27 protein-coding genes are annotated in these 25,855 nt (G+C 57.3%); 15 read left to right on the forward strand and 12 right to left on the reverse strand.

Annotated elements, in window-relative coordinates; all coding sequences use genetic code 11:
* Nucleotides 1–4: 4 nt before the first annotated feature.
* The 3 genes from pncC to G392_RS12000 all read left to right on the forward strand — a co-directional run bounded on the left by pncC (nt 5) and on the right by G392_RS12000 (nt 2,114).
* The gene (gene pncC / locus G392_RS0103290) at nt 5–481 is read left to right on the forward strand and encodes a nicotinamide-nucleotide amidase (RefSeq protein WP_027009074.1); all 477 of its coding nucleotides are present in this window, start codon (nt 5–7) and stop codon (nt 479–481) included.
* Nucleotides 478–1,527, forward strand: coding sequence for a histone deacetylase family protein (locus G392_RS0103295; protein WP_051255547.1), 1,050 nt, complete (start codon nt 478–480; stop codon nt 1,525–1,527). Before pncC ends, G392_RS0103295 begins: the two co-directional genes overlap by 4 nt.
* A gap of 95 nt (nt 1,528–1,622) precedes the next feature.
* Nucleotides 1,623–2,114, forward strand: coding sequence for an FxsA family protein (locus G392_RS12000; protein WP_034334285.1), 492 nt, complete (start codon nt 1,623–1,625; stop codon nt 2,112–2,114).
* Between the two features lie 529 nt (nt 2,115–2,643).
* Here G392_RS12000 and G392_RS0103305 read toward each other — a convergent pair.
* From G392_RS0103305 to G392_RS0103325, 4 genes are all read right to left on the reverse strand, one after another.
* Complete coding sequence (locus tag G392_RS0103305; protein ID WP_027009076.1) at nt 2,644–4,749, reverse strand: RelA/SpoT family protein; 2,106 nt, start codon at nt 4,747–4,749, stop codon at nt 2,644–2,646.
* A gap of 204 nt (nt 4,750–4,953) precedes the next feature.
* A complete protein-coding gene (gene rpoZ, locus G392_RS0103315) occupies nt 4,954–5,160 on the reverse strand; it encodes a DNA-directed RNA polymerase subunit omega (protein ID WP_027009077.1) in 207 nt (68 codons plus the stop codon).
* A gap of 77 nt (nt 5,161–5,237) precedes the next feature.
* Entirely contained in the window at nt 5,238–5,858 is a 621-nt protein-coding gene (gene gmk / locus G392_RS0103320) for a guanylate kinase (RefSeq protein ID WP_027009078.1), read from the reverse strand.
* Between the two features lie 79 nt (nt 5,859–5,937).
* Nucleotides 5,938–6,363, reverse strand: a complete 426-nt coding sequence (locus tag G392_RS0103325; RefSeq protein ID WP_027009079.1) for a hypothetical protein — start codon at nt 6,361–6,363, stop codon at nt 5,938–5,940.
* Between the two features lie 482 nt (nt 6,364–6,845).
* On the opposite strand from G392_RS0103325, the gene cysK reads away from it, so the two are divergent.
* The 4 genes from cysK to G392_RS0103345 all read left to right on the forward strand — a co-directional run bounded on the left by cysK (nt 6,846) and on the right by G392_RS0103345 (nt 10,750).
* Nucleotides 6,846–7,778 carry a cysteine synthase A gene (gene cysK / locus G392_RS0103330; RefSeq protein WP_027009080.1) on the forward strand — a complete coding sequence of 311 codons (933 nt, stop codon included), beginning with the start codon at nt 6,846–6,848 and terminating at the stop codon, nt 7,776–7,778.
* Nucleotides 7,779–7,859: 81 nt separating this feature from the next.
* Nucleotides 7,860–8,243 carry an aspartate 1-decarboxylase gene (gene panD / locus G392_RS0103335; RefSeq protein WP_027009081.1) on the forward strand — a complete coding sequence of 128 codons (384 nt, stop codon included), beginning with the start codon at nt 7,860–7,862 and terminating at the stop codon, nt 8,241–8,243.
* Between the two features lie 47 nt (nt 8,244–8,290).
* Nucleotides 8,291–9,769, forward strand: a complete 1,479-nt coding sequence (gene trpE / locus G392_RS0103340) for an anthranilate synthase component I (protein ID WP_027009082.1) — start codon at nt 8,291–8,293, stop codon at nt 9,767–9,769.
* A 6-nt stretch (nt 9,770–9,775) separates the two neighbouring features.
* The gene (locus G392_RS0103345; RefSeq protein ID WP_027009083.1) at nt 9,776–10,750 is read left to right on the forward strand and encodes a KpsF/GutQ family sugar-phosphate isomerase; all 975 of its coding nucleotides are present in this window, start codon (nt 9,776–9,778) and stop codon (nt 10,748–10,750) included.
* A gap of 246 nt (nt 10,751–10,996) precedes the next feature.
* On the opposite strand, the gene glpQ is transcribed toward G392_RS0103345, so the two are convergent.
* Genes glpQ through G392_RS14035 form a run of 5 tightly spaced genes read right to left on the reverse strand, consistent with a single transcriptional unit; the run spans nt 10,997 to nt 13,136 of the window.
* Nucleotides 10,997–12,106, reverse strand: coding sequence for a glycerophosphodiester phosphodiesterase (gene glpQ / locus G392_RS0103350; RefSeq protein ID WP_027009084.1), 1,110 nt, complete (start codon nt 12,104–12,106; stop codon nt 10,997–10,999).
* Between the two features lie 34 nt (nt 12,107–12,140).
* Nucleotides 12,141–12,449: a HigA family addiction module antitoxin gene (locus G392_RS0103355; RefSeq protein ID WP_245571912.1), complete on the reverse strand. Its 309-nt coding sequence runs from the start codon at nt 12,447–12,449 to the stop codon at nt 12,141–12,143.
* A gap of 16 nt (nt 12,450–12,465) precedes the next feature.
* Complete coding sequence (locus G392_RS0103360; RefSeq protein WP_281168317.1) at nt 12,466–12,804, reverse strand: type II toxin-antitoxin system RelE/ParE family toxin; 339 nt, start codon at nt 12,802–12,804, stop codon at nt 12,466–12,468.
* 30 nt (nt 12,805–12,834) lie between these two features.
* Nucleotides 12,835–12,972: a hypothetical protein gene (locus G392_RS14030; protein ID WP_211224342.1), complete on the reverse strand. Its 138-nt coding sequence runs from the start codon at nt 12,970–12,972 to the stop codon at nt 12,835–12,837.
* Nucleotides 12,954–13,136 carry a hypothetical protein gene (locus tag G392_RS14035; RefSeq protein WP_211224343.1) on the reverse strand — a complete coding sequence of 61 codons (183 nt, stop codon included), beginning with the start codon at nt 13,134–13,136 and terminating at the stop codon, nt 12,954–12,956. Before G392_RS14035 ends, G392_RS14030 begins: the two co-directional genes overlap by 19 nt.
* Between G392_RS14035 and G392_RS0103370 the strand changes: the two genes are divergently transcribed.
* The 8 genes from G392_RS0103370 to G392_RS12990 all read left to right on the forward strand — a co-directional run bounded on the left by G392_RS0103370 (nt 13,123) and on the right by G392_RS12990 (nt 23,425).
* The gene (locus G392_RS0103370) at nt 13,123–13,836 is read left to right on the forward strand and encodes a phosphoglycolate phosphatase (RefSeq protein ID WP_027009087.1); all 714 of its coding nucleotides are present in this window, start codon (nt 13,123–13,125) and stop codon (nt 13,834–13,836) included. The genes G392_RS14035 and G392_RS0103370 overlap by 14 nt on opposite strands.
* Nucleotides 13,833–14,285 (forward strand): recombination regulator RecX, encoded by a 453-nt coding sequence (gene recX / locus G392_RS0103375; RefSeq protein WP_034334357.1) that lies wholly within the window; start codon nt 13,833–13,835, stop codon nt 14,283–14,285. Before G392_RS0103370 ends, recX begins: the two co-directional genes overlap by 4 nt.
* A gap of 511 nt (nt 14,286–14,796) precedes the next feature.
* Nucleotides 14,797–16,251, forward strand: a complete 1,455-nt coding sequence (locus tag G392_RS0103385) for a TrkH family potassium uptake protein (RefSeq protein ID WP_027009089.1) — start codon at nt 14,797–14,799, stop codon at nt 16,249–16,251.
* Between the two features lie 68 nt (nt 16,252–16,319).
* Nucleotides 16,320–17,648 carry an argininosuccinate synthase gene (gene argG, locus G392_RS0103390; RefSeq protein ID WP_027009090.1) on the forward strand — a complete coding sequence of 443 codons (1,329 nt, stop codon included), beginning with the start codon at nt 16,320–16,322 and terminating at the stop codon, nt 17,646–17,648.
* 84 nt (nt 17,649–17,732) lie between these two features.
* On the forward strand, nt 17,733–19,142 hold the full coding sequence (locus G392_RS12005) for an MFS transporter (protein ID WP_034334288.1): 1,410 nt from the start codon (nt 17,733–17,735) through the stop codon (nt 19,140–19,142).
* Nucleotides 19,133–19,648: a single-stranded DNA-binding protein gene (locus G392_RS0103400; protein ID WP_027009091.1), complete on the forward strand. Its 516-nt coding sequence runs from the start codon at nt 19,133–19,135 to the stop codon at nt 19,646–19,648. Before G392_RS12005 ends, G392_RS0103400 begins: the two co-directional genes overlap by 10 nt.
* Before the next feature lie 292 nt (nt 19,649–19,940).
* Nucleotides 19,941–20,759: a transporter substrate-binding domain-containing protein gene (locus G392_RS0103410; RefSeq protein WP_027009092.1), complete on the forward strand. Its 819-nt coding sequence runs from the start codon at nt 19,941–19,943 to the stop codon at nt 20,757–20,759.
* 239 nt (nt 20,760–20,998) lie between these two features.
* Nucleotides 20,999–23,425, forward strand: coding sequence for a Tle-like phospholipase domain-containing protein (locus tag G392_RS12990; RefSeq protein ID WP_051255548.1), 2,427 nt, complete (start codon nt 20,999–21,001; stop codon nt 23,423–23,425).
* Between the two features lie 288 nt (nt 23,426–23,713).
* Here G392_RS12990 and G392_RS0103425 read toward each other — a convergent pair whose 3' ends face one another.
* From G392_RS0103425 to mltG, 3 genes are all read right to left on the reverse strand, one after another.
* Complete coding sequence (locus G392_RS0103425; RefSeq protein WP_034334289.1) at nt 23,714–24,379, reverse strand: TIGR02117 family protein; 666 nt, start codon at nt 24,377–24,379, stop codon at nt 23,714–23,716.
* Nucleotides 24,380–24,392: 13 nt separating this feature from the next.
* The gene (locus G392_RS0103430; RefSeq protein ID WP_027009094.1) at nt 24,393–24,641 is read right to left on the reverse strand and encodes a BolA family protein; all 249 of its coding nucleotides are present in this window, start codon (nt 24,639–24,641) and stop codon (nt 24,393–24,395) included.
* Nucleotides 24,642–24,735: 94 nt separating this feature from the next.
* On the reverse strand, nt 24,736–25,725 hold the full coding sequence (gene mltG, locus G392_RS0103435; RefSeq protein WP_027009095.1) for an endolytic transglycosylase MltG: 990 nt from the start codon (nt 25,723–25,725) through the stop codon (nt 24,736–24,738).
* Nucleotides 25,726–25,855: the final 130 nt, after the last annotated feature.

The following is a 25,855-nucleotide window of genomic DNA, read 5'->3' on the forward strand; positions in this document are numbered from 1 at the left end:
CCCTATGACCCGATTAGAATACATCGCCCGCGAACTCACCGCCCGCAAGCGCACCATCACCACCGCCGAATCCTGCACCGGCGGGCTGCTCGCGGCCGAGCTGACCTCCGTGCCGGGCAGCTCCGCCTACTTCCAGCGCGGCTTCATCACCTATTCCAACCAAGCCAAAACCCAACAACTCAACGTGTTGGAATCCACGCTGCGGCATTACGGCGCGGTGAGTGAGGAAACCGTGCGCGAAATGGCATTGGGCGCATTGGTCGCCACCCGCAACGATTACGCCGTTGCCATCACCGGCATTGCCGGGCCCGATGGCGGCAGCAAGGACAAACCGGTCGGCACGGTGTGGTTCGGCTTTGCCACCAAGCAGCGCATTTGGGCGAAGCATTACCGTTTTGACGGCGACCGCAAACAAGTCCGCAGCCAAGCCGTGCAATACGCGCTGGCAATGTTGGAACATTTTCTGAAAACATCGGAATGATTGCTTCGGACTTTCTCCGCCGCCCCGTGCCTGTGGGCAAGATGCTGCGAACCTATCTGCGTTTTTTCAAACGCCGTTTTTTCCGCAGCATCGGCTACAAAGGGCGCACCGCGTGGATTTCGTCGCCCCACTGCCGTGTTGCCTTCACCACCGTGCCGCACCCCGAACAGCCCGAGCGCATCGCCGCCATCGAGCAGCTTTTGCACCAATCGCATTTGTGGGCGCGTTTGCAAAAAATCGATGCGCCCGAAGTGTCGGACGTGCAACTGGCGCGGGTACACAGCTTGCGCTACTTGGCGGATTTGGAAAACCGCGTGCCGCAACAGGGCGGTACGGTAAAAATCGATGAAGACACCTACTTGGGGCGCGACACCCTTGCCGCCGCCCGCCACGCCGCCGGCGCGGTGGTGCATGCGGTGGACATGGTCATGCGCAAACACGCCAAAAACGCCTTTTGCGCCGTGCGTCCGCCCGGACACCACGCTGCTGCCGACCACGCATCAGGTTTTTGCTTCATCAACAACACCGCCGTGGGCGTGATGCACGCCATTGCCGAATACCGCCTCCAACGCATTGCCGTGATTGACTTTGACGTGCATCACGGCGACGGCACGGAAAACATCTTTGCCAACGACCCGCGTGTGATGCTGATTTCGTCATTCGAGTCTCCGCTCTACCCCTTTACCGGCACGGACTATCGCGGCAGCAACCCCAACGTATTCAATTTTCCGCTCAAAGCGGGCGACGGCAGCGCCGTGTTCCGCCACTTGGTGCGGGCGCAATGGCTGCCCAAGCTGGCATCGTTCCGACCGCAAATCATCTTTCTTTCGGCGGGCTTCGATGCCCACAGCGAAGACGACATCGGACATTTGTGCCTGAACGATGCCGATTTTGGCTGGCTCACCCGCAAAATCGTGTTGATTGCCGACCGCCACGCGCAGGGACGTATTGTTTCCGTACTCGAAGGCGGCTACAATCCCGAAGCGCTCTCCCGCGCCGCCAAAGCCCACATCGGCGCACTGATACGCGCCGGCGGCTGGTTTTAACCCGCTTTTACACGCCGTACGCCCTTGTTATCCGCCGCCGCGCCGCCATGTATGCCCCACACCGCCAACCACCCGCAAAGAAAGGAAAACCGATTATGCGCTTTATGGGCGTTTTTGCTTTGATTTTTGTTGTTTTGGAAATCCTGTCCGTTTTTCTTGCCGCCAGACTGCTTGGCGGTGCAATCGTCATCGTATTGATGATTATCAGCTTTTTGTTGGGCAGGCGCTTGGTGCGCGGGCGCGGCGGCGCAGCCAAAACCCTGCTTGCCGCCGCCATGATGCGCGGCAACGGACGCATTTCGCCCTACCAGCTTTTGTGGCCCGTACGCATTCCCTTTGCCGGATTTTTGCTGATGCTGCCCGGATTCTTGTCCGACATTCTGGCATTGCTGCTGCTGTTGCCCCTGCGCGGCGGTGACGGCACGGCAGCACCGCACAACGGCACGCAACAACAGGATTTCTACGGCACATTCGGCGGCACCTTCCACAGCGACCCGCGCAACCGCCGTCCCGACCACGATGACGACGTCATCGAAGGCGACTTCACCACCGTACGGCGCGGCGGCGACCGCGACACACACCGTTAGGTGGTGTCATCAAAATTTCTTTTCGGTTTGAAACCCCGTGCGTTGAAACCAACACGACGCGCCCGAGTGCCGTTCCGATAAGCCGACACCCGCCCCACCGCAAGCGATGGGACGGGTGTTTTTGTTGCTTTATTGCCAATGTGAAAACAACGGATTGGATTTTATGGTTGATAAAAATAAAAACGAGACAAGGCGACAACGCCCGCCGTGTACGGATATAAGGGCGTTGGCAACGCCGTATCGTTGCGATTTTAATCAACTATATGAAGCAACGACCGAGAGCGTGTCGTCAATCGACTGAAAAACCACTGCGCCGTCATTCCCGCGCAGGTGTAGCTTGGGTTGGCGCGAAGCACAAACCCAACAAAATCCATAAATTTCCGGAAAAATGTTGGGTTTTCACTTCGTTTCAACCCAAGCTACGCTTGCTTCACAAACATCAGTCAGTGGATTCCCGCATTCGCGGGAATGACGGCGTTTTTTTATATTCTACTGATTTATAGTAGAAAATTTTAATTTATGACGCGCCCTAGCCGCGTTTCACCGAACGCACCTGTTTTACTTTCGCCAGCGCGTCCGTCAGCTTGTGCAAGCCCGCCAAATCCGCCACCCGCACGTGGAAACGGAACACCATCATGCCCGTGTCGTCCGCTTCCGCCACCGTGTCCAGCGCGTTGATGTTGCCGCCGTTTGCCGACACCGCCGAAGTCAGCGCCGCCAACAGGCCGTGCGCGTCCAAGCAGCTTACCGTCAAAGCCACATCGTAGCCGTGTTCGGAACGTCCTTGCCACACGGCTTCCACACGCTGTTCGGGCGCGGCCTGCAACAACTGCGGGCAATGCTCGCGATGCACGGTAAAGCCATGCCCCGCGCTGCGTACCGCGCCGACCGCGTCGCCCGCCACCGGATGGCAGCACGTGCCGAGCAACACCCCTGCGGCTGCCGCGTCCACCCGATACGGCACGGCGTCCGCCCAATCGTTTGCCTGCACGCCGTGTTGGCGTGCCAAGCGGCGCACCGCTTCTTGCACCGGCAATTCGCCACTGCCGATGCGCAACAGCGATTCCTCATCAAGCTCCGGCACGGGCTGCTGCCCCACCATCGCCGCCCACGCCTGTTGCAGCAGCGTTTGCCCCAACCGCACCGTATTGCTGCGGCTGCGGCGTTTCAAATACTGCTTGATGGCGGCTGCGGCGCGCCCCGTAACCACCCAATCCAGCCACTGCGCTTTCGGCTGCACCTGCTGCGAACGCACGATTTCCACTTGGTCGCCGTTGTGCAAACACGTTCGCAACGGACAAACCTTTTTATTGATTTTCACCACCGCACAACTGTTGCCCACATCGGTGTGAATCGCATATGCAAAATCCAAAGCCGTTGCCCCGCGCGGCAGCGTGATGATTTCCCCCTGCGGCGTGTACACATACACCTCGTTGCCCGCCAAATCGCTTTTCACGTTTTGCAAAAACTCCGCCGCATCGCCCTCGCTGCGCTCCTGCAATTCCAAAATGTCCGACAACCAACGTTTGGTGTGCGCCCAAGTGTCTTCGCTGTCCAGCACCGCCGCAATCCCGCTTTCCGCAATCGAATGCATTTGGCGGGTGCGGATTTGCACCTCGATGGGCAAACCGCTCGGGCCTTTCAAAGTGGTGTGCAGGCTCTGATAGCTGTTGCTTTTCGGAATGGCGATGTGGTCTTTGAAACGGCGCAAGTCCGGACGGTAGAGCATGTGCATCACCCCCAACGCCGTATAACAATCCAAATTACTGTCCACCAACACCCGAATACTGTAAATATCAAACACCTCCTTAAAATGCAGTTTTCGCCGCTTCATCTTCTCATAAATGCTGTACACATGCTTCTCGCGCCCGTCCAATTCCGCCGCAATACCGTGTTCCGCCAAACCCGCCGCAAACTTTTCCACCACCGTATCAATCACATGACCGTATTGCTGACGGAACGTTACCATCGCCTTTTCCAAAGCACGGAAACGCTCCGGATACAGATTGGCAAACGCCAAATCCTGCATTTCCCGATACACGCTGTTCAGCCCCAAACGGTGGGCGATGGGCGCGTGGATTTCCAGCGTTTCCCGCGACGTGCTGCGGCGTTTTTCCACCTTGCCCACCCCGCCGAGCGTCCGCATATTGTGCAAACGGTCTGCCAGCTTGACCATAATCACGCGCACGTCTTTGGTCATCGCCATCGCCAGCTTGCGGAAACTTTCCGCTTGGTGTTGGGCTTTGTCGGAATACTCGAACTTGTCGAGCTTGGACACACCGTCCACCAAATCGGTAATCACCGTGCCGAAACGGTTGGCCATCTGCATGTAATCAACGTCTGTATCTTCCAGCACGTCGTGCATCAAACCCGCACACAGGGTTTCGATGTCCATGCCCCATTTTGCCAGCTCCGCACTGACGGCAATGGGGTGGGTGATGTAAGGCTCGCCGCTTTTGCGCGTTTGCCCGTCGTGGGCGCGGAAGGCGAAGGCACAGGCGCGTTCGAGCAGTGCCAAAGCTTCCGTGTCCAGATAGTGTCCGGCAATGCCGAACAAGATGGCGCGTGCGGGCGCGGTGTATTCCGCATCGTAGGGCGCGGTGGGGGCGGGGGCGGGTGTCGGACGAATCTTCATGACAAACTCCTAAAAATACAGGTTCAAACAAAAAACTTCCGGCAGCATCGGGCGCGTCATCAATTGCCCGGCATCGCGGTTGTTCAAGCAAAAATCCGCGCAAGGTTGAACACTTTGCAAGGATTTTCAACAATGATGATGCACCCCGGACACAAAAAACGGCATCGCCTCAAAGCGGTGCCGTTGGTCAAATGCCGTTTCGGATTATCGGTTGCGCGATAAGATTTCCGTGCCGATTTGTCCGGCAGCAATTTCGCGCAAAGCGGTAACGGTGGCTTTATCGTGTCGCACATCGTCCACCAAAGGCATGGAGCCGTTTTCCAACTGGCGGGCGCGGCGGGCGGCAGCAAGGGTGAGGTCAAAATGGTTGGAGATTTTGCCGATGCAGTCTTCAACAGTAATACGTGCCATAATGTGCTTTCCAATATTATTGATTTTTCTGAAATTTCCGCTTTGCGGACGTGCGTTAAAGGTTCTTAACCCCGATTTTAATGATTTTGCAGAATTTTTTCAATGGTTGTGCGCTGTTGTTTTTGGCTGAAGCGGTGCGCTTTGAAAATGTGCAGCAAATCGGCTTCGGCGGTGTCCAAGTCGTGATTTTCTACTACGAAATCGAAAATGAAGGCTTGTTGGATTTCCTGCTCTGCCTGCAGCAGGCGGCGGGCGATGACTTCGGGGCTGTCGCTGTCGCGCCCGCGCAGGCGCTCGCCCAGCACCGCCAGTGAGGGCGGCAGCAGGAAGATGCTCACCGCATCGGGCAGCAGGCGGCGGACTTGTTCCGCGCCCTGTATGTCGATTTCCAAAATCACGTCAAAGCCCTGATTGCACAAGTCTTCCACGCCCGCCATGCCCGTGCCGTAGTAATGTCCGAACACTTCGGCGTGTTCCAAAAACGCGCCTTGTCCCACCAATTCCATAAATTGTTGTTTGGAAACGAAATGGTAGTGTGTGCCATCGGATTCGCCCGCGCGCGGGTCGCGGGTGGTGTGCGATACGGATACGCGGATGCGGTTGTCGGGGTTGGCGCACAGGCGCGACACCAGTGTGGTTTTGCCGGTGCCGGAGGCGGCGGAGATGATGAAAACATTGCCTTTTTTGGGGTGTGTCATGAGCGTGCTTTCGCAAAATCAGATGGGAAAACGCTGCGATTGTACGCTGCGGGGCGCGGCTTTTCAACCGCTCTGCGGACTATTGTTGTGTTTGAAAATCCGCTTGATAGCGTTTGCCGTCTACCGTCCATTCGGCAATCCAGTCGTGCCGCGACAGGCTGCACACGGGCAGCCGCAGTGTGTCGTTGCGCCAGATGCCGTTCGGGTCGCGGTGCAAATCAAAGCGGTTGAAGCCCATGTCCATGCCGCGCATGGCAAACGACAGCGACACCGATTGCGTGTGCGGCGGCAGCCCCGACACCGTTGCCGCAAACGGGCGGTGCGGGTCTGCACCCGTCAGGCGCAGGTGTGCCGTGCCGTCAAAGCGGCAACCTTCGGCAGCAGGATTGCAGGGCAGGGCATGCACGGTGCTTTGTTTGCCTTGCCACCACAGCAGCAACAGGATTTTGACCGCCGCAAACAGCAGCAGCAAAACGGCAAGGGTGATTTTTTGGGCGGGTTTCATTGTGTTCCTTTTCTGTTTGCCCCGTTTGCATCGGGGCGTGTCATCAATTAATCGAAAAAACACGGCACCGTTATTTCCGCGCAGGCGGGAATCCTAAATAAATTTCAAAAAGTATTGATAAAACATCGCTTCACAAACATCGGGCAGTGGATTCCCGCCTGCGCGGGAATGACGGCGTTTTTATATTATGCTGATTTATAGCAGAAAAATTTGATTGATGATACGCGCTGGGGCAAGACATCGGGCTGTACCTGATGCGCCTTCCTGCGGGTTGCCACGCCGGTATAAGGGGCATGACGGGGCGGAAGCGGACTATAACGGCTTTTGGGCGCGGGCGGAAGTGCTTGGCGTGCGGAACGGTGCGTTTGACGGCACGCGATATAACCGCCGCGCCTTTGCCAAAGCACGGCAAATTCTTTCCGTTTGGCGGCATAATCGGGTAAGATACCGCCGTTTATCCACCGCAAACAGGAAACCGCAACATGAACATCGCCCGCGACATCACCCAACTGATTGGCAACACCCCGCTCGTGCAACTGAACCGCTTAAGCGAAGGCCTGCCCGCCCGCGTGGTGGCGAAGTTGGAGTTTTTCAATCCCGGCAACAGCGTCAAAGACCGCATCGCCGCCGCCATGATTGAAGCCGCCGAGCAAGCCGGCAAAATCAAGCCCGACACCGTCATCGTTGAGCCGACAAGCGGCAACACCGGCATCGGCTTGGCGATGGTGTGCGCCGCCAAAGGTTACAAACTGGTCATCACCATGCCCGAAAGCATGAGCCAAGAACGCCGCATGCTGCTTCGCGCCTTCGGTGCGGAACTGGTGCTGACCCCCGCCGCCGAAGGCATGGGCGGCGCGATTGCCAAAGCGCAGGAACTCGCCGATGCCGACCCCGACCGCTATTTTATGCCGCAACAGTTTGAAAACGCCGCCAATCCCGAAGTACACCGCCGCACCACCGCCGAAGAAATCTGGCGCGATACCGATGGCGCGGTAGACATTTTTGTCGGCGGCGTCGGCACGGGCGGCACGGTAACCGGCGTGGGCGAAGTGCTGAAAGCCAAAAAAGACGGCGTACAGGTGTTTGCCGTTGAGCCGGACGCTTCGCCCGTGTTGAGCGGCGGCGCGAAAGGCCCGCACCCCATTCAAGGCATCGGCGCGGGCTTTGTGCCGAAAAACCTGAACACCGGGATTTATGACGGCGTGATTCGCGTCTCCAACGATGCCGCTTTTGAAACCGCCCGCGCATTGGCACAAAAAGAAGGCATTTTGGGCGGCATTTCATCGGGCGCGGCGGTGTGGAGTGCGCTCCAGCTCGCCGCCAAACCGGAAAACGCGGGCAAGCTGATTGTGGTGCTGCTGCCGTCTTACGGCGAGCGTTATTTGTCCACCCCCCTGTTTGCCGATTTGGCATAAGCCCACCCGCCCCATCAAACCGCCCGACCCCGTGTCGTGCGGTTTTTTGCTACAATGGTGGGTTTTACGCAGGCAAACACCATGTTCCGTACCCTTTTAGGCGGCAAAATCCACCGCGCCACCGTTACCCAAGCCGATTTGAACTATGTCGGCAGCATCACCGTTGATTTGGACTTGCTGGACGCGGCGGGGATTTTGGTCAACGAAAAAGTGCAAATCGTCAATAACAACAACGGCGCACGTTTGGAAACCTACACCATCGCGGGCGAGCGCGGAAGCGGCATCATCTGCCTGAACGGTGCGGCGGCGCGGCTGGTGCAGGCAGGCGACGTGGTGATTATCATGTCGTATGTGATGCTGTCGGAGCCGGAAATCGCCGCACACCAGCCGAAAGTGGTTCTCGTGGACGGGCAGAACAAAATCCGCGAAGTTTTGCATTACGAACCGGCGAATACGGTGCTATGAAATTGTTTTCAGGCTGCCTGAAAATCCAAAAATACAGTAGTCATACCATGATTTCCAAACAAACCTATTTAGACCAAGCCGCACGGGGCTACAACCGCATTCCGCTTGTACAAGAGCTACTTGCCGATTTGGACACCCCGCTTTCCCTGTATCTCAAGCTCGCCAACCGCCCGTTCAGCTATCTGCTCGAATCGGTGGTGGGCGGCGAGCGTTTCGGACGCTATTCCTTTATCGGGCTGCCCTGCCACACTTATTTGAAAGTGTCCGGCACGCGCACCGAAGTGTACGAACAGCATCAACCCGTTGAAACCCACGAAGGCAATCCCCTGCCGTTTATTTCCGCCTACCACACCCGTTTCAAAACGCCCGACATTCCGCAACTGCCGCGTTTTACCGGCGGTTTGGTGGGCTATTTCGGCTACGAAAGCATTTATTATTTTGAACATTTGGCGCACCGTCTTTCAGGCAGCCTGAAAAACGACCCGCTTGAAACGCCCGACATTCTGCTGATGCTGTCGCAGGAATTGGCGGTGGTGGACAATTTGAGCGGCAAAATTTACCTGATTGTCTATGCCGACCCCGCCCGCGCAGACGGCTACGAAACCGCCCGCGCCCGTTTGGAAGATTTGCGCGAACAACTGCGCCAAAGCGTGGCCATTCCGCTTTCTTTGGGCGGCGGCGGCGCGGTGCAGCCCGAACACCTCACCGGCGAAGCGCGTTACAAAGATTATGTGCGCCGCGTGCGCGATTATATTCTGGACGGCGACTGTATGCAGGTCGTTCCCAGCCAGCGCATCAGCCTGCCGTTTGCCGAGCCGCCGCTTGCGCTCTACCGCGCCTTGCGCACGCTCAACCCGTCTCCCTATCTGTTTTACTACCATTTTGACGATTTTTACGTGGTCGGTTCGTCTCCCGAAATTTTGGTGCGGCGCGAGCGCGACAAAGTTATCGTCCGTCCGATTGCGGGAACGCGCCCGCGCGGTGCCACGCCCGAACAGGACGCGCAACACGCCGCCGAACTGCTTGCCGACCCGAAAGAAACCGCCGAACACGTGATGCTGATTGATTTGGGGCGCAACGATGTTGGGTGCATCAGCCAAACCGCTTCGGTGCGCGTAACCGACAAAATGGTGATTGAAAAATATTCGCATGTGATGCACATCGTGTCCAATGTGGAAGGGCGTTTGCGCGATGATGCGGACAATATGGACATTTTGGCGGCGACGTTTCCCGCCGGTACGCTGTCGGGTGCGCCGAAAGTCCGCGCTTTGGAAATCATTGAAGAACTTGAGCCGGAAAAACGCAATATTTACGGCGGCGCGGTGGGCGTGTGGGGCTTTAACAACGACATGGATTTGGCAATTGCGATTCGCACGGGCGTGATTAAAAACCAAACGCTGTATGTGCAAAGCGGCGGCGGGATTGTTGCCGATTCGGAAGAAGAAGCCGAGTGGCAGGAAACGCAAAACAAGGCGCGGGCGGTGCTGCGGGCTGCGCAGATGGTGAAAGACGGTTTGGACAACTAAAGCGCGATGAATCTGCACAAGCAATACCTTGACTGGGCAAAAACCGCCATGCACACCGAAGCCGAAGCCGTGCGCGAAGTCGCCGCGTCTTTAGATGGAAACTTTGTCCGCGCCGCCGGTGCGCTGCTGGCGTGCACGGGGCGCGTGATTGTCACCGGCATGGGCAAATCGGGACACATCGCCCGCAAAACCGCCGCCACCTTCGCCTCCACCGGCACGCCCGCGTTTTTCGTCCACCCCGCCGAAGCCGCGCACGGCGATTTGGGCATGGTGGCGGACGGCGACGTGGTGCTGGCATTGTCCAATTCGGGCGAAAGCGATGAAATTTTGTCCATCGTTCCCGCGCTGAAACGCAAAAACGTGGTGTTTATCTGCATCACCGCCAAACCGCAATCCACAATGGCGCGTTACGCCGATATCCACATCACCGCCGCCGTATCGCAGGAAGCCTGCCCGCTCGGACTCGCGCCCACGTCCAGCACCACGGCGGTGCTGGCATTGGGCGATGCGCTCGCCGTCGTGTTGTTGAAAGCGCGTTCGTTTACGCCGCAGGATTTCGCCTTGAGCCACCCCGCAGGCAGCTTGGGACGGCGTTTGCTGCTGACGGTGGCGGACATCATGCACACGGGCGACGATTTGCCCGCCGTGCGCGAACACACGCCTTTGAAAAACGCGGTGGTGGTGATGAGCGGCAAAGGCTTGGGCATGGTGGCGGTAACGGACGGCGCGGGCTGTCTGAAAGGGGTTTTGACGGACGGCGATTTGCGCCGCCTGTTTGAACGTTGCGACCGCTTCGCCGCTTTGACGGTAAACGATGTGATGAGCGCACGCCCGACCGCCATCGCGCCCGATGGTTTGGCGGTGGAAGCGGTGAAACTGATGCGCGAAAAACGCATCAATTCCCTGCCCGTGTGCGATGCGGCGGGGAAAGTGGTCGGCGCGTTGAATATGCACGATTTGTTGAAAGCGCGGGTGGTTTAGCGCGTCATCATTTAGATTTGTATTTAAAAACAGTTTAATACAGAAATACCGTCATTCCCGCGAATGTGGGAATCCACTGCACGATGACCTGCAAACAATGTTTTTCAAGGTTTGCCGGAATGTGTTGTTGGATTCCCGCCTACGCGGGAATGACGGTACAGAGCTTTATCGGTCAATTGATGACACGCTCGGTTTGGACACAAAAACGGGCTGCCCGAAAACAGCGCAGCCCGATGGTTTGATTGATTATTTGCCCTGACGTTGCTTCACAAACGCCACGCCCGTGTCGGGGAAATCGGTAAACACGCCCGTTGCGCCCGCGCCGTTGAGCAGGGCATCGTACATTTCGTCCACGTTTTCAAAGAATTCGGGCAGGGCATCGCGGCGGACGGTGTAGGGGTGTACGTCCATTTTGTGTTTGCCCAACTCCGCCACCAAAGGCGTGTAAACAATTTTGCCTTTTTGCGATTGTTCTTTGTCAATCAGCATATACCAGCCCGGCCCCACGCCGTCCGCGTATTTGGCGACTTCCGCCATCGCGCCGGGTTGGAACATCCAGTCGTAGCTGTAGTTTTCCCATTCGCCGGCGGCGTTTTTGGCTTCGGTTTCTTTCCAATCGGTGTAGGCAATCAGTTGCACCAGTTTCACGTCCATGCCCATTTGCGGCATCAGCTCGGTTTTGATGCGTTTGAGTTCGTTGAAGTCAAAGGTTTGCAGGTAAACTTGGTCGTTTTTGTTTTGATAACCGTATTGTTTCAAAACTTTTAGCGTTGCCGCCGCGATGTCTTTGCCTGCCTGATGGTGCAGCCAAGGGGCTTTGATTTCGGGATAGATGCCGATTTTGCGCCCTGTGGATTTTTCCAAGCCTTGAATAAATTCCAATTCTTCTTCAAAGGTGTGAATGGCAAAATGCGATTGCCACATCGGAAAACGCTGCGGGTAAACTTGGATTTGTTTGCCGTCTTCGGTTTTGAAGTTTTCGGTCATTTCCAGCGTGCGGATTTCGTCCAGCGTGAAATCCATCACGTAATAGCGTCCGTCCGCACGGGCGCGGCCGGGAAATTTCGCCGCCACATCGGTCAGGCCGTCCAAAAAGTGGTCGTGAATCACCACCAAGCGGTCGTCTTTGGTCATCGCCAAATCCTGTTCCAGATAATCCGCCTGCTGTCCCACCGCCAAGGCTTTCGCCGCCAAGGTGTGTTCGGGCAGGTAGCCGCTTGCGCCGCGATGGGCGATGATGAGTTTGTCGGGCATGGGCGCGGCTGTGTGTTGTTTGACAGGCGCGCCTTCGGGACGGCCGCCACACGCGGCAAGGCACAATGCCAATAGCGGTACGGCAAGGGTTTTGGTTTTCATATTTGCTTCCTTTGATTTGTTTGGAAAAGGGTTTTCAGGCTGCCTGAAAAGCAAACGGGCGGATATTCGCCAAAGTATCGGCAATGCTTTCCCGTGCCGTTTCCGCATCGTAATGGCTTTGCAGGTTCAGCCAGCTTTGCACGTCCGTACCGAAAAACGCCGCCAAACGCAGCGCGGTGTCGGGCGAAATGCCACGTTTGCCGTGTACGATTTCATTGATGCGGCGCGGTGGCACGTCTATGGCTTTTGCCAGCGCGTATTGGCTGATGCCTAAAGGTTTGAGCCAGTCTTCCAACAGAATTTCGCCGGGGTGGACTAAAGGGACTTCGCGTTTATTCATCATGATGTTGCTCCTTGAGTTAGTCGTGGTAATCAACGATTTCCACTTGGCTTGCCGTGCCGTTGTGCCAAACGAAACAGATGCGCCATTGGTCGTTGATGCGGATGCTGTGTTGTCCTTGCCGGTCGCCTTTCAGAGCTTCCAAACGGTTGCCGGGCGGTGTACGCAAAAAGTTCAGATTGGCGGCAGAATGAAGCTGTTGCAGTTTGCGTAAGGCGACGCGTTCAATATTGGCAAAACGTGCCACGCGCCGCCCGTAAAACAGGGCTTGGGTGTCGGCACAGGCAAAGTGGTTGATGCTCATCGTGGTGGTGTGCGGATACGGACAAGCAATCGTAACGCAATCCGCTATTAACATCAACCGTTATTATTGGCAAAGAACCACATCCTAACTGAAAGAACCGCCAATGCCCCAAAGGGTTGGCGGTTTCAGGCAGCATGGTTTTATTTGCCAATGGTCGCCGAGTTTGGCTTTGTGTTTGCCTTCTTCCAGCATGGTAATCAGCATCAGCACCACCGCCAGCACGCCGCCGCCACCGTGCCGCCCAAATAGCCGAACAGTCCGGTAAAGCCCGCCGATGTTCCCGCCGCTTTTTTCGGCGCGAATTCCAGCGCGGAACAAGCCCCCGATTTGCTATAATCCCGCGCTTGACCGTTTTTTGAGAAAGCCCTTGTGATGACCACGCCCATTCGCGCCGTTGCCTTTGATTTGGACGGCACTTTGGTGGATTCCGTTCCCGATTTGGCGGCCGCCGCCAACGCCATGCGCGGCGAACTCGGCCTGCCCGCACTGCCGCAGGAACGGGTGCAAAGCTATGTCGGCGACGGCATTCCCGTGCTGGTACACCGCGTTTTGACCGATTCCCGCGACCAACGCGCCAACCCCGACACCTTCACCCCCGCGCTCGCCGTGTTCGCCCGCCACTACGCCGCCAAACTCACCGATGCCACCCGCCCCTATCCCGAAGCCGAAACCGCGTTGGACTTGCTCAAAACGCTGGGCTTGCCGCTCGCCGTGATTACCAACAAAAGCGAAATTCCCGCCGTGCAAGTGTTGCGCGGACTGGGTTTGGCACGGCATTTCAGCATTGTGGTCGGTGGCGACACCCTGCCGGAACGCAAACCGTCCGCCGCGCCCCTGCGCCACGTTGCCGACATTTTGGGCGTTGCCCCCGCCGAAATGCTGATGGTGGGCGATTCCGCCAACGACCTGCTCGCCGCCAAAGCCGCCGCCTGTCCCAGCGTGTTGGTGAGTTACGGCTACGGCGATGTCGGCGAACTGGCGCGGCTGCCTGAAACCCGTCCCGACCACATTATCGACCGACTGCCCGAACTCTACGACTGGATTGTCCGCCGCAATCGGGCGTGCGAAACGAAAGAAACGGCGTGAACACGCCGAGTTTGAAAGCCCGCGCCTTGGCGATTTTGGCGCGGCGCGAAGCGGGACGCGAAGAGTTGCGCCGCAAACTCGCGCCGCACGCCGCCGATGCCGCCGAATTGGACACATTATTGGACGAACTGGCCGCGCAAGGTTGGCAGTCCGACCGCCGTTTTGCCGAAATGTGGGTGAACGGCAAATCGCGCAAACACGGGCGTTTGCGTTTGCAACAGGATTTGGCGGCGCGGGGCGTGGCGCGGGAAACGGCGGCGGCGTTCCTGCCCGATGCGGAAGCGGAATTGGCGAACGCGGTGGCGGTGTTGCGTAAAAAATTCAAAACCGCGCCCGCAGACGCGGCGGAACGCGCCAAGCAGATGCGGTTTTTGGCGTATCGCGGTTTTGCGGCGGATACGGTGCAACGCGCCCTGCGCCAAGCGTGGACGGACACGGAATCTGACTGAATACCGGGGCGTGTCATCATTCAAACTTTTCTACTGAAAATCAGTGGCAGGTTGGGTTGGAACGAAGTGAAAATCCAACAATTTCACAATAAAACAATGTATTGTTGGGTTTGCGCCACGCTTCAACCCAAGCTGCGCAGAAATGAATTGTCCTTCAGGGTGCGTCATCAATTGACCGAGAAACCTCTGCACCGTCATTCCCGCGTCCGATGACCTGCAAGCAATATGTTATCAAGGTTTGTCGTGCTTCGATGTGGATTCCCGCCTGCGCGGGAATGACGGGGGAGTAAATTGATGATGCACCCCAATCACCCCGCGCAGATGTTCAAACCGGTTTGACGGCACAATTTCCGATGCCCGTCATGTCCGTTGGTGCGGCAATCGGGGTGATGCGCTTTTGCCTGCAAATCACGGCACGGACGGGGCGACCGTTTCCCGCGCCGCCGCGATGTGGCACAATGGGCGTTCACACCACCATGCGGCGGACACACGGTTGTCCGCTTTGATGCCCATGCACAAACTGCTGCCGATTTTTTATGTTTTATCCAAATTCAATCTGCTGTTTGCCCTGCTGACGCTGATTCCCGTGTCGGTGTCCTACCTGTACGGCGACAACACGCTGCCCGCTTTTGCCCTGACTGCCTTGGTGCTGACGGTGCTGTCGCTGGTGGTGCGCTTTTTGACGCGCCGTCATCAGCGCGAACTCAAGCCTCGGGACGGCTTCACGCTGGTGGTGCTGCTGTGGCTGGGCTTTGCGGCGGCGGCGGCGATGCCGTTTTACCTGTATTTTCCCAAAATCTCGTTTACCGATGCCTTTTTTGAAGCCATGAGCGGGCTGACCACCACCGGCGCGACCATTTTGAGCGGTTTGGACACGCTCGCGCCCGCGCTGAATTTTTGGCGGCACATGCTCAACTGGCTCGGCGGCATGGGGATTATCGTGCTGGCGGTGGCGGTGTTGCCGATGCTGGGCGTGGGCGGCAGACAATTGTTCCAAGCCGAAATTCCGGGCATCGAAAAAGACAACAAAACCGCCCCGCGCATTTCGCAAACCGCCAAACGCCTGTGGCTGATGTATTTGGGGTTTACCGTTTTGACGTGTTTGTCGCTGCGCTGGGCGGGCATGACGTGGTTTGATGCGGTGTGCCATGCCATGTCGGTGTTTTCTTTGGGCGGATTTTCCACGCGGGACGGCAGCATCGGGCATTTCGATTCGCAAGCGGTGGAGGCGGTGGTGATGCTGGCAACTTTGGCAGGCGGGGTGAATTTCGCCAACCACTTCGCCGCGCTGCGCCGCCGCTCGCTGCGCCCGTATTGGCGGGACGAAGAAGTCCGCATCATGCTGTTTTTGCTGACGGGCAGCATTGTTTTGGTGAGTTTGTACCTGTATTACAAAGGCTTTTATCCTTTGGGCGATGCGTTCCGCTTTGTTGCGTTCAACTACGTTTCCATCGGCATGGCAAGCGGTTTTGCCAATGCGGATTTCGCCCAATGGCCCTTGATTGCTTCGTTGTGGATGTTTTTTTTGTCGAACATTTTGGCGGGAACGGGGTCGATGGGCGGCGGCATCAAGCTGGCGCGGGGGCTGGTGTTGGCAAAATTTTCCCTGCGCGAAAGCACCATGCTGCTGCACCCGAACGCGGTACGCACGGTCAAGGTAAACGGCAGCAGCGTTAGCGAGCGGGTGGCGATGGCGGTGATGGCGTTTATTTTCGTGTATTTTGCCACGGTGGTGGTGTTTACCTTTGCGCTGATGATTTCGGGCTTGGATTTGATTACCGCGCTGACGGCGGTGGTGGCGTGCATCACCAATGCGGGGCCGGGTTTGGGGTCGGTGGGGCCTTCGCAAAACTATGCGTCTTTGTCGGACGTGCAAAAATGGCTGTGTACGGCGGTGATGTTGTTGGGGCGTTTGGAAATTTTTACCGTTTTCGTGCTGTTTACGCCGGGCTATTGGAAAAAATGACCCTGCCGTAGCCGTGTGTTGGTGCGGGTGCGGCGTTATAATCGCGCTTTTTCGCACGGGAGAACGCCATGACCCACACCATTTTGCAAACCCTGCCCGCCGGACAAAAAGTCGGCATCGCCTTTTCCGGCGGCTTGGACACCTCCGCCGCGCTGCTGTGGATGAAACTCAAGGGCGCACAGCCCTACGCCTACACCGCCAATCTCGGCCAGCCCGATGAAGACGACTACGCCGCGATTCCCGCCAAAGCCAAACAATACGGCGCGGAAGAAGCCCGTTTGGTGGACTGCCGCCGCCAGCTTGTGCGCGAAGGCATTGCCGCCATTCAGTGCGGCGCGTTCCACGTTGCCACCGGCGGCGTGCCGTATTTCAACACCACCCCTTTGGGTCGTGCGGTAACGGGGACGATGCTGGTCGCCGCCATGCAGCAGGACGACGTGCATATCTGGGGGGACGGCAGCACCTACAAAGGCAACGACATCGAGCGTTTCTACCGCTACGGCCTGATGACCAATCCCGCCCTGAAAATCTACAAACCTTGGCTGGACCAACAATTTATTGACGAATTGGGCGGCCGTCAGGAAATGAGCGAATTTTTGATTGCCAACGGCTTTGACTACAAAATGTCCGTTGAAAAAGCCTATTCCACCGATTCCAACCTGCTGGGCGCGACCCACGAAGCCAAAGATTTGGAATTTCTCGACAGCAGCGTGAAAATCGTCAAACCGATTATGGGCGTGGCGTTTTGGGACGAAAACGTGCGCGTGCTGCCCGAAACCGTGCGCGTGCGTTTTGAAGAAGGCGTACCCGTTGCCCTGAACGGCACCGAGTTTGACAACCCCGTAGAGCTGATGCTGGAAGCCAACCGCATCGGCGGACGGCACGGCTTGGGCATGAGCGACCAAATTGAAAACCGCATCATCGAAGCCAAATCGCGCGGCATTTACGAAGCACCCGGCATGGCGTTATTGCACATCGCCTACGAGCGTTTGGTAACCGGCATTCACAACGAAGACACCATTGAACAATACCGCATCAACGGCCTGCGTTTGGGACGTTTGCTGTATCAAGGCCGTTGGTTTGACCCGCAAGCGCTGATGCTGCGCGAAACCGCGCAACGCTGGGTGGCGAAAGCTGTGAGCGGCGAAGTTACGCTGGAGCTGCGGCGCGGCAACGACTACTCGCTGCTGAACACCGAGTCGCCCAACCTCACCTACGCGCCCGAGCGTTTGAGCATGGAAAAGGTGGAAAACGCCGCCTTTACCCCGCTTGACCGCATCGGCCAACTGACCATGCGTAATCTGGACATCAGCGACACCCGCGCCAAGCTGGGCGTGTATGCCGACACGGGCTTAATCGGCAAAGGCGACAACGCCCTGCTGCCGCAAGCCGAATAAACGCACAGCGCAAGGGCAGGGGCGGACACGAACCGCAATGATTCGCGTATAATCCGCCTTCCGCCCGTTTCCCGAGCCGATGCCATGCCCCGAAAACCCGCAATCCGAATGTCCCCGACCGAATGGCGTGCCAGCCATTCGCTGGCCGCCGTGTACGCGCTGCGCATGCTCGGCATGTTTTTGGTGCTGCCCGTGCTGGCACTGCACGCGCACAGCCTGATTCCCGATGACGCCCCGCCCGAACAACGCGCCTACATGGTCGGTGCGGCGATGGGCGTGTACGGGCTGACACAGGCACTGCTGCAACTGCCTTTGGGCATGCTCTCCGACCGCTTCGGGCGCAAACCCGTGATTTATGCGGGCTTGGCAGTGTTTGCGGCGGGCTGCTTTTTGGCGGCGGCGGCAGAAACGCCGCAAATGCTGATTATCGCCCGTGCCATACAGGGCGCGGGCGCGGTGAGCGCGGCGGTAACCGCGCTGCTTGCCGATTTGACCCGCGAAGAAGTCCGCACCCGCGCCATGTCCATGATTGGGCTGACCATCGGCTTGAGCTTTTCGGCGGGCATGGTGCTGTCGCCCGTGTTGAGCGACCTGTTGGGCGGCGTGTCGGGGCTGTTCGCGCTGATGGGCGCACTCACCCTCACCAGCATCGTCGTGGTTGCCGCCGTTACCCCCAACCCCGCCTGTTCGCGCCTGCACCAAGACACGCAAACCCAAGCGGGGCGCATCGGCGAAGTGCTGAAAAACACCCAATTGCTGCGGCTGAATTTCGGCATTTTCGCCCTGCAATCGGGGCTGATGGCGATTTTCACCGTTTTGCCCCTTGCCCTGCGCGAATTGGGCTGGGAGCGTGCCGAACATTGGAAACTGTATCTGCCCGCCACTTTGGTGGGGCTGGTGTTGATGATTCCCGCCATCATCATCGGCGAAACCCGCAACAAACTCAAACCCGTATTCGTGTCGGGCATCGTGCTGGTGCTGGCGGCGCAGGCGGCGATGGGCGGCAGCACGGGCTCGATTTGGGGCATCACGCTGTGCCTGACCGTTTATTTTATCGGCTTCAATATTTTGGAAGCGAGCATGCCCTCGCTGGTGTCCAAAATCGCCCCGTCCGAGCTTAAAGGCACGGCAATGGGCGTGTACAACACCCTGCAATCGGTGGGCGTGTTTGCCGGCAGCATGATGGGCAGCAAAATGTACGCGCTCTACGGCTACCACGGCGCGTTTGCCTTTTGCTGTGCCATTGTTGCCGTGTGGCTGCTGCTTGCCGCCACCGCGCCCGCGCCCCTGCCGGTGAAAAATCTGGTGTTTGCCGTACCCGAAGCGCACCGTGCCGACCTGCCCGCGCTTGCCCGTGCGGTGGCGGCGGTGGCGGGCGTGCAAACCGTCAGCTTCAGCGAAGACGGACAAACCTTATTCGTCAAAGCCCTGCAACACGGCTTTGACGAAGCCGAACTTACCCCCATTCTGATAGGAGAACAGCCATGTCCCTGAACAAAGTCATGCTCATCGGGCGTTTGGGACGCGACCCCGAAATGCGCTACATGCCCAGTGGCGATGCCGTGTGCAATTTTTCCCTTGCCACCGATGAAAGTTGGAACGACAAACAAAGCGGTCAAAAGGTCAGCAAAACCGAATGGCACAACATCACCCTGTTCAACAAAACCGCCGAAATCGCAGGGCAATACCTGAAAAAAGGCAGCCAAGTGTATATTGAAGGGCGTATCCAGTCGCGCAAATACACGGGCAAAGACGGTGTGGAACGCACCGCCTACGACATTGTCGGCAACCAAATGCAAATGCTCGGCAGCAAGAACGACAACGCCCCGTCTGCCGCGCCGTCTTACGACTCCTACACCGCCGCGCCGCCGCCGCAAAACAACCACCACGCCGCACCCGCCGCCGCGTCTTACCAAGCGCCGCCGCCGCCCCAGCAGCAACGCCCCGTTGCCGACCCGCCCGCGCCGGTGGAAGACATTGATGACGACATTCCGTTTTAACGGCGTGCCATCATTTAAATTTTCTAATGAAAATCAGTGTTGTACCAAAATGCCGTCATGCCCGCGAATGCGGGAATCCACCGTCCGATGCCAAGCAAGCCGTGCTTTATCAAGGTTTGTCGCGCTTCGACTTGGGTTTCCGCCGGCGCGGGCATGACGGTGCCGTGTTTTTTCGGTCAATTGATGACACACCCCAACGGCGTGCCGCTTGAACACCACCATTTGGAACTTTCCGGCTTGTCCGGCAAGTTCCTTTTTGGTTTGACACCGCCCCGACCGAAAAGGAATTGTGATGAACAAAATGATTTTGCCACTGCTTGCCGGCGCACTGTATTTGGCGGCGTGCGCCCCGCCACAGCCCGTTGCCGAAGCCGCGCCCGATGCTTCTTCCGCCGCTTCCGAAGCGGCATTGCCCGTTTACACCGTCGCCACCGATGCTACCTATCCCCCGTTTGAGTTTTACGACCGTCAGGGCAACATCATCGGCTTGGACATCGACCTGCTCAATGCCGTAGCGGAACGTCAGGGCTTCAAGCTGCGCTATTACCACCACCAGTGGGACGGCATGTTCGACCAGCTCAAAGACAAAGCAGACATCATCGCCAGTGCCGTTGCCATTACCGAAGAGAGCAAACAGGCAGCAGGCTTGAGCAACCACTACTACAACTCGCCCTATATGGCGGTTGCCCTCAATGCCGACACACTCAAAAACTGGAAACAACACACCGTTTCCGCCGCCCGCAACGAAGACACCATCGAAGACCTGCAACAGGAATACGGCGTGGCGGAGCGCAACATCGTGCCTGCGGATACCGTGTATTTGAGCCTGACCAATCTGGTCAAAGAAAAAGCCGACGTGGTGGTGGGCGATGCCACCGTGCTGGAATACTACATTCACAGCCCCACATTTCAAGCCTACCGCTTCCACACCAAAACATTGCCTTCGGAGCATGAAGAAACCGACCGGCTGGCGTTTGCCGTTGCCAAAGGCAATGACGAACTGTTGGAAAAAATCAATCAAGGCTTGGCACAGGTGCGCGAAAGCGGGCAACTGGACGACATTCTGCACCGTTGGCGGCAAACACGCCATGCGGAAAACCGTGCGCCCTGACGGGTGTGTTTCCGCAAACCGCACCGGTTGCCACGCACCCGCGCAAAACGGCTTACCGGATGCGCGGGCAGGGCGCAACCGCATTTGCCAAACACCCGCACAATCATTATAATAAAAACCATTTAAGCAAATGATTCCGTTTTCTTCAACAAACTGTTTATAAAGGAAAATAAAATGGCTTCCCGCCAGATTCCCCCCCCCCCCCCGCAAAAATAACTGAACTTGCCGACAACGGCACCGTGCTGCTGCCTTTGGAATACGCACCCACCGAAGCCGAAGCGGCAACGCCCGACACCGCGCCCGCATCGGCAGACGAAATGCTGCCCCCGCCCGCATCGGGCAACGCGTCCTATATGCCCGCCTACGGACACACCGCAAGCCACACCCCGCCGCCCGCGCCCGTGTCTGCCAAAAGCGCCGCCATGTCGGCAACCCCGTTTTGGGTGGCGGGCAGCGCACTGGCATTGGGCGGCTTCGGCATTGCCGTGAAAGGCAGTGGCAGCAAAAACGACAACGATAACGACAAGCGCGGCGATGCCCCCGCTTCTGCCAACGGCGGCGGCGACACTGCCGCGCCCGAACCCGTTGCCAACCACGTCCGCGTGGTGTACGGACACCAACACCAGCAGCACATCAAGCCTGTGGACAAATGGCAGGACGGCTTGACGCATCAAGGCAAAAAACTCACCACCGCCGATGTTTCCGAAGCCGAAATCTTGGCAAAATACACGGCAAAACACGGCGCGGAAAAAATCCAAACCAACATCCGCCAAGCCTACCAACTCGACAGCGATGGCGACGGCATCATCGACCGCTACGACAGCAATCCCGATGCGTGGAACGTTTCCGACCGCGATTTGCGTATGTTTTCAACATTGGCGTATAAAGACGAAAACACCCTGAACAAAGCCTTTTCGGGCAATCGGGAAACCATCGACAAAATCAACAAAGGTTCAAAAGACTACATCGGGCAAGCCGATTTAAACGAATTGCTGACCCACTGGACGGTTGTAAAACAAGGCAGTCCGGGCAACGGCTTGAGCTATACTGTTTTCGGCAACGGCAAACAGGCGGACGGCAGTTACGAAAACATGGTCGTGGCATTTCGCGGCACGGAAAAATTCAGCCCCAAAGACTGGATTAACGATTTGCAACTGATGAACGGTACTGTGCCTGACCAAGCCCGCCATTTGCAAAACATCGCCGATGAAGTTATGGCGTATAAACCTGCCAATGTGTATTCCACAGGGCATTCTTTGGGCGGTTATCTGGCACAATTTTTTGCCGTCAATGCCATGGCGCAAAGCGAAGCCCACAAACAGGCGTTCAAACACAGTGCTTTATTTAATACTGCCGTGTTGAAAACCGATGAAGATTCGCCCGAAGTTTTGCATCAGGCACGCGCTGAAGCAGAAAAATTTGCCAGCACACTACAGCCCGACCACAGCGATTTGAGTGAAAGCCCGAAAAACAGCTATAAAACCAATTCCTATGTAATTACGGGCGAGTGGGTAAGCGCGGGATTTCATGGTTTGGCAAGCGATATTATCAAGGGCGGCAGTACAATTAGCGGAGCGGTGGCAGGTGCACAGGCTGGCGCAGCAATAGGTGGTCCGTTTGGTGCATTACTAGGTTTCTTGTTCGGAGGACTTGTAGGCAAAAAAGCAGGAGATACCATTCACTTTGATGGTTTAGGCTCATATGACAACTCAATCTTCTTTAATTTCAAAAAAGATGAAGAATACGGCAAACACGATTTAAGCAGCTTTTACGAGCGCGATGCCAAGCTGCAAAAATATTTCAGCACGGGCTACCGCACCGATGCCCACTATGCCCGTGAAGACCTTGACGGCGACGGCTTGGATTATGTGCAGGAAAAACGCATCGGTTTGCGCCCCGACCAACACAACGGACACAGCGATGACGACAATGACGGCTTTTCCGATGTATTGGAAATCAAGTTGGGCAGCAATTTTCGCGATGCCAATCAGAAAATCGATTTGAAAGAATATTATGCGGTAAAAGCAGAGGAAAAGCTGCAATTTGCCGTGGCGGGCAAAGAAACGGAAGACGGCACGCTGCTTCAGGCTTTCGGTGTGGAATTAAGCGCAAACATTCAAGACAACCAATTGGTGTACACGCCTTCCGGCACGGCGCCTGTGGTGTTGGGCATGAGCAATGCGGAATGGGCGCATTGGCTCGAACACAGCAAAATTGTGAACACGGGTACGGCGGGCGATGACCGTTTGTCGGGTTTGCAGGACAAGGCGGCGGTGCTGTACGGCGGCGCGGGCGATGATGTGTTGTCGGCATCAACGGGTTTGGACGTGATGGTCGGCGGTGCGGGCAACGATACCTTCCGTTTTTTTGCCGATGCGCTCAACCGCGACAAAAGCCCCGACCTGATTAGCGATTTTTCCGCAGGCGACCGTTTGGATTTGAGCGGCATGCGTGCGCTGTTTGCCGACCATGCGCGGGATTTCAAGTTTTCCGATATTTTGTTCGACAGCAAAAGCCCTTTGTTTGACAAGCATTCGGCGCTGGTGTGGCAGCAGGAAACGCAAACTTTGTCGTACAAAACCGCGCATTCCGATGAATTGCACGCGATTGTGCGTTTTGACGATTCGCAAACGCTGGCATCGGTACAGGCGGGGCTGCTGGCATAGGGCGTACGGCCGGCAGTTTTGAGTTCAAACGCCGTTGTTCCTGCCGGTGCGGGAATGACGGTGTTTGTATATTTAAATGATAATACGACCTAGGTCGTGTCATCAATTGTATTTTCCTAATTAAAATCAGTGAAATACAAAATATACCGTCATTCCCGCGAATGCGGGAATCCACTGTGCCATGCTTGGCAAGCAATGTTTTATCAAGATTTGCTTGAGTTTATTGTTGGATTCCCGCCTGCGCGGGAATGACGGTACGGCGTTTTATCGGTCAAATGATGACACGCCCTAGCGGTAGGCGTCCAATATGTCGCTCGCAAACGGTGTCCAGATGACGGCGGTCAGCCCGCTTTTTTTCAAAGTGCGGTTGGTCCAAGTGTTGCAGGTGTTGAACAGGTGGTAGCGTCCGTTTGCTTGATAAAAAGCGTCGTTGCTGCCGTAGCGGGCGTGGGTGATGGCGAGGGCTTCGCCGTTGTCGCGGCGTACGAGCGATGCGGTGATGTGTTTGTGCAGGCGTGCGTATTCGGCGGGGGTGATGCGTACGGCAACGGTGTGGCGGTTTTCGCGCAAGGGGGCAGGGTAGTAGCTGACGCGGACGGCGCTTTCGCCCGTGCCGCTTACGGCTTCCCATGCCACTGCGGGGCGCAAATCCGCCCATGTGCGCGTTTCCAGATAGAAGCGTTTGCTGCCCCAGCCGATGCCGATGTATTCCGCCAATTCGGCGGCGAGCGGGTCGGCAAGGTCGGACGGGGGGAAGATGTCGCGCCAGTCGTGGGCATCGTGTTTGACGGGCAGGACGATGTCGGTATGCACGCCGTTGCTGAGCAGGAAGATGTTGATGTCGCCCATGTCGGAGGAACGGCTGGCGTGAACGGTGAAGTTGCCCAGCAGCAGCGCCGCCGCAAGGTAGGCGGCGATGCTGCCAAGCAGGCACATCAGCAGTTTTTTCAGCATGGTTTGCCGGGCTTCAGGCGTGTTTTTGCTGCCATTCTTCGGGGGTGGCGGCGGTGGTGATGGAAAGGGCGTGCAGTTCGTTGCTGCCCAGTTGTGCGCTCAAGCCGTCTTTAATCAGGCGGTGGCGGGCAAGGCGGTTTTTGCCGGCAAAGGCGGGGGAGACGATGACGGCGAAAAAGTGGTGTCCGTCTCCTTCCACTTCGATGTGTTGGCAGTCGATGATGCCGGCAATCAGGTTGCGGACGTGTTTGGGGGTGAGCATGGTGTGTTTTCCTTGTGGGGGTGAAAATGTGTGATGATTTGGTTTTTTGCTGAAAATCAAGTAGGGCAAAAAATGCCGTCATGCCCGCGCGGTTTTATTTTTTTAAGATGTATTTTCGCACGGCGGCGTTGTGTTCTTCAAGCGAGTGGCTGAATTGGCTTTTGCCGGTTTTGTCCATTTTGGCGACAAAATACAGGTATTTGGCATCGCTGGGGTGGGCGGCGGCGTGCAGGGCGTCTTTGCCGGGCAGGGCGATGGGGGTGGGGGTGAGTCCGGAACGGGTGTAGGTATTGTACGGCGTATCGCGTTCCAAATCGGCGCGGCGGATGTTGCCCCGATAGGCTTCGCCCATGCCGTAGATGACGGTGGGGTCGGTTTGCAGGCGCATGCCGATTTTCAGGCGGTTGCGGAAGACGGCGGCAACGTGGTTGCGGTCGTCGGGGTGTCCGGTTTCTTTTTCCACGATGCTTGCCATAATCAGCAGTTCGTAGGGGGTTTTGTAGGGCAGGTCTTTTTGGCGGGTTTGCCATGCTTGTGCCAAGCGGGTTTGCATGGTGCGGTAGGCGCTGCGGTAGATGTGCAGGTCGCTGCTGCCTTGGTCGGCTTCGTAGCTGTCGGGGAAAAACAGCCCTTCGGGGTGGGCGGACGGGGCGTTCGGGTCGATGGTTTTGAGCAGTTTTTCATCGCTCCAATCGCGGGTTTGGTGTTCCAAATCGGGGTTGGCGTTGATGATTTGGCGCATTTGGGCAAAGCGCATGCCTTCGATGATGCGTACTTTGGTGGTTTGCGGGCGTTGTTGCAGCAGTTTTGCCAGCTCCCATGCGGAGATGCGTTCGGGGATTTTGTAGTTGCCCGCGTGCAGGCGTTGGTGCAGTCCGTTGAAGCGGGCGGCGGCGGCAAACAGGCTGCGGGCAAATACGATGTCGTTTTGCGCCAGTTGGGCCGATACGGCGGAGATGCCTTGTCCTTTGCCGATTTTCACGCTCAAACCGCCGGCGTTGTTTTTCGGAACGAACAGCATGGCGGTGCAAAAGGCTAGGGCGCAGACGGCGCACAGTGCCGTCCATAGGGTGATTTTTTTCATCGGGTTCCTTTCGTGGCGTGCGGAATGTGGCGCGTTTGCACCGTTTGGCGCGGCAACGGGGAATTTTGTTGGCGTATGCGGCGCATCAGACGGTATAATCGGCACGGGCGCACCAATGGCGCGGCACGCG

The organism is Conchiformibius kuhniae DSM 17694 (genome assembly GCF_000428785.1).
Classification (GTDB): Bacteria; Pseudomonadota; Gammaproteobacteria; order Burkholderiales; family Neisseriaceae; genus Conchiformibius; species Conchiformibius kuhniae.